This window comes from Anoxybacillus sp. (genome assembly GCF_036834105.1).
In the GTDB taxonomy this organism is placed as follows: Bacteria; Bacillota; Bacilli; order Bacillales; family Anoxybacillaceae; genus Anoxybacillus.
Genome location: NZ_DAITON010000122.1, coordinates 1 through 6,757 on the forward strand (window position 1 = coordinate 1; position 6,757 = coordinate 6,757).

The 6,757-nt window shown below is 39.7% G+C and carries 4 protein-coding genes and 1 pseudogene; all 5 read left to right on the forward strand.

The window, feature by feature from the left end:
• Positions 1-48: 48 nt before the first annotated feature.
• A pseudogene (locus tag V7Z64_RS10810) lies at positions 49-1,614 on the forward strand (DEAD/DEAH box helicase); the annotation flags it as partial.
• Between the two features lie 681 nt (positions 1,615-2,295).
• Positions 2,296-4,236 (forward strand): hypothetical protein, encoded by a 1,941-nt coding sequence (locus V7Z64_RS10815; RefSeq protein ID WP_297989439.1) that lies wholly within the window; start codon positions 2,296-2,298, stop codon positions 4,234-4,236.
• A complete protein-coding gene (locus V7Z64_RS10820) occupies positions 4,226-5,071 on the forward strand; it encodes a hypothetical protein (RefSeq protein ID WP_297989441.1) in 846 nt (281 codons plus the stop codon). Before V7Z64_RS10815 ends, V7Z64_RS10820 begins: the two co-directional genes overlap by 11 nt.
• 1 nt (position 5,072) lies before the next feature.
• Positions 5,073-5,843, forward strand: a complete 771-nt coding sequence (locus V7Z64_RS10825; protein WP_297989443.1) for a DUF6339 family protein — start codon at positions 5,073-5,075, stop codon at positions 5,841-5,843.
• A 365-nt stretch (positions 5,844-6,208) separates the two neighbouring features.
• Positions 6,209-6,757: nuclease-related domain-containing protein (locus V7Z64_RS10830; protein WP_297989445.1), on the forward strand; the 549-nt coding region annotated here is incomplete at its 3' end.

Genomic DNA, 6,757 nt, shown 5'->3' on the forward strand with positions numbered 1-6,757 from the left:
TCTCCTTTTTTTGTTTGGTTGTAAATTTATGTTAGTAAATTTGCTCATCTACAGGACGGTAAAGTGAAAGAAGGGAAAGCTGATGTCGTGTTCGCGTCTATTTTTACATTAAGCATGAAAAAGCATCTGCAAGCGTTCGCTCAAGACGAATTCGATCTCATCATCGTTGACGAATTTCACCATGCCGCTGCGAAGTCATACGAGCGTGTACTTTCTTATTTTCGGCCGAAATTTTTACTTGGCATTACAGCAACGCCTGATCGTAACGATTATAAAGATGTTTACGCGCTTTGCGATGGGAATGTGGCATACCGCATTGATTTTATCGAAGCAGTGCAGCGCGGGTGGCTTGCGCCGTTTCGGTATTATGGCGTGTACGATGATACGGACTATACACAAATTTCTTGGCGCGGCAACCGTTATGATGAAGTAGAATTATTGCAGGCGCAGCTGCGCACAGAAGTGGCGGAAAATATTTTGCGAGCTTGGGAGAAACATAAGCAAACGAAAACGCTCGTGTTTTGTTCATCGATTCGTCAGGCAGATTTTTTATCTCATTATTTTAATGAACACGGCTATCGTACAGTAAGCTTACACTCAAAACAAATACATATTACACGTTCGGAAGCAATTGCCCTGCTCGAAAAAGGCGAAATAGATGCCATTTTTACCGTTGATTTGTTTAACGAAGGCGTCGATATTCCAGCTGTCGATACACTTTTATTTGTTCGTCCGACAGAGTCACTAACGGTTTTCATCCAACAAGTCGGGCGCGGTTTGCGTCTTCATCCGACAAAACAATATTGCGTCATTATTGACTTAATCGGAAATTACCGTAATGCCGATGTGAAACTAGCCCTATTTGATACGAAAAAAGAAGAAAGAAAAAAACAAAAGTCTGTGATCCCTGTTGTTCCTGACGGATGTGTCTTCGATTTTGATGTTCGTGTCGTCCACTTATTAGAAGAGATGAGTAGGAAACGTCAACCGCGCAAAGAGAAATTGTTAGTCGACTACTATGATGTAAAACAACAACTCGGCCGCCACCCGACGTATCTTGAACTTCACTTGTACGGCCGCAGCGTCGCTAAAGAATATCGCGATGAGTTTAAATCGTACGTCGGGTTTCTTTATTGGGCAAATGAATTATCGGAACGGGAGAAAGAAGTGTTTTTACGGTACGAACCGTGGCTTATAGAAGTTGAGCGAACAACGATGACGAAAAGCTATAAAATGGTCGTCTTGCAAGCGATGCTAAACCGCGGACCATCACGCTGGCATTTGCCAATTATGCCAAATGAAGTTGCACCATTTTTCCATCAATATTTAACAGAAAAAGAATACCGAAAGCGCATCGATTTCTCCGACGGTGAAACGAAGCGATTATGGCAATACGACGAGCAAAAAGTGGCAAAGCTTATCGCCAAAATGCCGATGACAAAATGGAGCGGCAGCTCAAACGGACTCATTTTGTTCGATAACAACGTCTTCACGCTCAACTTTTCCATCGCACGAGAGGATGAGAAAATTTTGCACCAATGGACGCAAGAGATTTGTGAATATCGGTTGCATGTGTATTTTGAGAGAAGGGGTGGGGGGAATAAGCAAAGGTAATGTAGGAACAAAACATATGAGGTGTATGAGTTTTTTGTGGTTGCCTCATCACGTTGTTATTTGTGAGAGTTGTCTAACTCCAAGATGGCGACGGTAACTCGGTTCTCGAGGGCGCTAGATAGGTGCAAGAAGTTAAAATACGCTCCAAAGAACGTGAGAACAAAAATGGCTCCTCCTTCTTCTCTAAAAATAAGGATTAATCGGTAGTTGCCTTTGAACGTTTGATTGAATTGTTCGGCGGTCTGTTTGAGTGGTTAAAACTCCTACGATATGGGGATTTTGATGACTTGCTAAACATCGAAACGAATGCCGGATTGGTTGAAAAGGTGCTGAGCCAACAAATCAATGAGATTTTCATCGACGATAAATGAAAGATTCTCCGGAATGAATAGGAATTTTTGAAGGACATCATCAATGACAAGAATCGTATCGGTCGTATCCCGATGAGGGGAACCCTTAGTAAACTGACTTCGGCCATTGAATCAAATAATAGTTTGATATTGGGGATTGTTTAATCGAGGTAACAAATTTGTTGTTTTAGGTTAATGGTTTTGGTTACCTCAATTGTACTGTAAACATCAGATACAGAAAGTTTTTTGTTATGGAATTGGATAAAATTATGGTGCGTATTTAAGATTTTTTTGATAATACTATACTGCTCGGAGATTTGGAGGATATATCATGAATACATTTTGGCATTTTCCTGCCACAACTGGTGGATTAATTAATTCTATCAATCATGCCGGACTGGAAACTTTTAGAGGGAACGCTCTAGAGTCATTAACAAGAGAAATCTGTCAAAATTCTTTAGATGCCGTAAAAAATGAGAACAATCCTGCGATTGTAGAGTTTAGTAGTTTTACGACGGATATGAATCAAGTACCTGGCATCAACGAGTTAAAAGATGTGTTTCTGAAATGCCAAGAAACGTGGAGAGAAAAAAACCAACAATGTGAGTATTTTTTAGAAAACGCCTTACAAATCGTTCAACAACCTACTATACAAATTTTGAGAATCAGCGATTTTAATACAAAGGGGCTTGAAGGAGCGAAAGAAGGGGAACTAGGATCTCCATGGAGCTCATTAGTAAAGGAAGCAGGGTCATCGAATAAGCATGAAAGCTCCGGTGGCAGTTTTGGCATTGGGAAATCGGCTCCTTTCTTGAACTCTAAATTGCGGACGTTATTTTATTCTTCTCTTGATATCACGGGCTATGAATCATTTATCGGCGTAGCCAATATCATGTCTTTCAAAAAGAATCCAAACGAGATCACGTTAGGGAATGGTTATTACACGCATAACGAAAATTCCAATGCAATTCCTCAGCAATTATTTTTAGAGCCCGGTTTTGTCAGAAAAGATACCGGAACGGATATATATGTAACGGCATTTGAGCCTGGCGAAGATTGGGAACAACAAATCATTAAATCGGTGTTGCATAACTTCTTTATCACGATTTATAAGAAAAAATTGGTGGTTCGAATCAATGATTTTGAAATTAGTGACAAGAATATTGCACAATTAATTAGCGATTTAGAGGATACGGAAGAAAATCGACATTTGCAGCATTACTTCCATCTACTTACTTCCGATCAAACAATCAAAGTCGCTTATCCAGCCCAAAGGTATAAGCAAGGAATCTCTTTTGCCGAAGGGGAAGCCACGTTATATTTGATGAACGGCGAAGATTTAAATAGACGCGTGCTGATGACGCGAACGACTGGTATGCGTCTTTTTGAACAAAAAAATATTAGCGGCAGTATCTCTTTTACTGGAATATTAATGATTACAGGAAAAAACATGAATACGATTTTTAAGCAAATGGAAAATCCCGCTCATAATGAATGGTCGCCTGAGCGCTATGAAAAAGACCCTAAATTAGCGAAAAAAGTTTATGCGGATTTAAGGTCTTTTATTAGAAACGCGGTAAAAGAACATTTTCAAGAAAAAATTACAGACAGCATGGATGCGATTGGTTTAAGCGATTTTCTCCCTAACAAAAAGCTGGTCAACATGCAGGGAGTTAATAAAACAGAATCTCTCCATTCAAGCATTAAACAGATTTTGAAAAAAGAAATCAAGGAAGAGAGTAGGAAAGCCACAAGGCAAAGAGGTCTCACCACTGAAGATGCTGAGACCCAATTATCCGGAGAATACGGGATTACCCCGACTGGAGAGGAAGGAGGAAACGGATCGGGAAAACATAGTGGCGGGGGAGATAGCGGAGGCGGAGTTCAAAATCCCGGCGGCCAAAATCAATTGGATAAAGGCATGACTGGCGGCTTTGATCGACAAAGGCAGCAGAAACGAAGCAGTGAACCGATTCAAATTGCGCAAAGATATGTTTGTATTGACAAAGAACGAGGAAAGTACCGTTTTGTCATTACGGCGAAAAAAGCGATTGAAAAGGGTCGGCTCATCTTTAAAGTGATCGGGGAACAGAACGACTTTGATTTACCGATTCAAAACGCGACAACCGACGATCCAAATGTGACAGTGGAAAAATACGGCGCCAACAAAATCGATCTTCACTCAATTCCGGCCAAAAAGCCTTTTATTATCAATGTGGAAATCGCATATCCGAATTATTGCGTCATGGAGGTGGAACTGTATGAAAATTAACGTCTCATATCCATACCCAGTATTGTATATGAACAACGATGATTACAAACAAACGAGTTTTTCCACCAAAATGGACGTCAAAGAAGAATTCGGCGAAGTAAAAATCGAGGCGCACTTTTATTTGGACAATTCAGGGATTAAAAGATTGATAGAGAACCGTTCCTGCGTATACTTAATTCACGTCGAATGTTCGCAAACGAGCTATCGGAAAGCGTTCGAAACGCATCAAGAACGTCTGGAAATTTCAATCCCGACCCACCAATTAAGAGGAAAGATTGTGCTTCATTCGTTTGTCATCGCAAAAGAAGCGATTCACAATTATACGAATGAATATTTAAATGACTGGTATAAAGCCATTCCATTGGCGTTTGAAAAAGGAAATATACTCGCAATCGGAGAGGCGATCGAAACAACGCTCATTGATGATCATACCGAGTTTCTGAATTTGCCTTCTATTGTGACCGTCACAAAATCCCTTAAAAATGATTATATGGATGTCGATATCCATTCGAATAATATTACGATTTATTTACCGGAGTACGAGTATCACCAATATGCCATGAGCGCCCATTCGCCACTGAAAAATACGATATTGGCGGCAGTCATCGTTCCGGCTTTAGTCTATGTTTTCTCTAAAATTAGCGAAGCGAACGGGGATTTGGAGGAATATACGTGGTATCAAGTGTTGGATAAAATTTTCCAAGAAAATAATTATCGATTAGAAGACGTGGGAACGGACGTGTTATCCCCGCTGAAAGCGGCACAGCTCGTTTTAAGAAAACCTCTGAAAGCGAGTTTTGAAGAAATCGAAAAGCTTCATAGAACGGAGGATTAACTTGAAGTTAAAATTCATCTCGGATGAAACATTAATGGATTTAAGGGGCAATTACGATTCTTATAAGGAACATTATTACAATGAAGATCATGAATGGTTTGACAATTATTTGAAAGAAGAGGGGAAGGTGCTCGAATCCAACATCCCGTTTGAAATGCCTGCGTTGAATATGGAAGCGGACTATGCCGCGAGCGACAAAGAAAACGTCAAAGCGATCTATGAGGCGTTAAAACACTTGACGGTGAATCAAGCGACGCAAGAGAGGCTTTGGGCCGGGCTCGCACACTTGCAACTGAGGGAATTTGCTTTTTATCGATTAAAGAAAGATCTGGAAAACAAAAACGACAAACGTGTAAATACAGCTTTATTTTTCAAAAACGGAAATAAGCGTTCGTTATTTGTGCACATTTTAGCCCGGCTTTGGTGGGTCGGCTATATGACATATGATGAATCGAACAAACAAGATCCTTATTGGTTAACGAATTTCTTTTGCAGCAAAGATTTTTCAGCAAGAAGCGTTATATTCTTTTCCAGCAACTTCACTTCCAATCGTACGATCACGAAAGGAATCCTGAAATGCCTATTCGGACTTGAGGAAAATGGCATTGAAATTAAGCGGGACCATTTTGTTCAGGCTAATAAATATTTAAATATCGTTGGTGGGGCGATGATTTTGGATATGCTCACAGAGGAAGAAGTAGAGGAGATGGTGGGCAAGTATTTGTTGAAATACTTTGGGTATCAGTTAGGTGATAACAAGGTGCGTTTGTGAATCACTAAAAACGTAGAGGGGGTTGCCTGGGATCACATTCAGGAAGAGACAAGAAGAATTTTGCCATGGGTCGCCCCTTTTTCAATTTATTGAGGGAATAGTTTTTTAGGTTGATCATATTATAGTACACTCAACAATGGACTTGCATGGAAGGAAAGAGGCATATAGAAAGAACTTTGATTCATTGTGTTGATTGGTTTATCCTTAATAACAAATAGTCATGTATTACTTAGGACGCCCACTCTGCTTTTGAGTGGGCAATTTTCATTGATAGATATAAGAAATTTTCACTCTTTTATCTACAATATTCTTAATCTCATATTATAATAGGATAAAAATCCTATTTTTTAATGGAGCTGGTTTAGATGGCATACACGATTCCGGAAACGATTCGTTCGAGCGCGACGGCAGGTGAGCGACTGTTGTTTCGAACGCTGAAAACATATTTACCAGATGACTACATTGTTTATTATGAGCCGGAGATTCGAGGAAGACGTCCGGATTTTGTAATCATTGGTCCTGATTTAGGTCTTGTTGTGCTTGAAGTGAAGGATTATACGTTGTCGACGTTGTTCCAATTGAATAATGATGAGTGGACGATTGTAAATAGCGCTGGTGAGCAGGTGACAGTAAAAAGTCCGTTTAAGCAAGCGAGAGATAACGCGTTTCATATTGTTGATGTGTTGAAAAAAGATAAAAATTTAGTTCATTTAGAAGGAAAATATCAATTTCAGCTAAAGTTTCCTTACGGGTATGGGGTTGTTTTTACAAGAATTTCACAAAAAGACTTAGTGAAAAAACAGTTGTATCCGGTTGTTAATCCTAATCTTTGTTTGTTGCGTGATGAAATTGATCCAGATAAAGAAACGTTTAGCGAAGAAATATTGTTCGAGAAAATATTGAATATGTTTGCT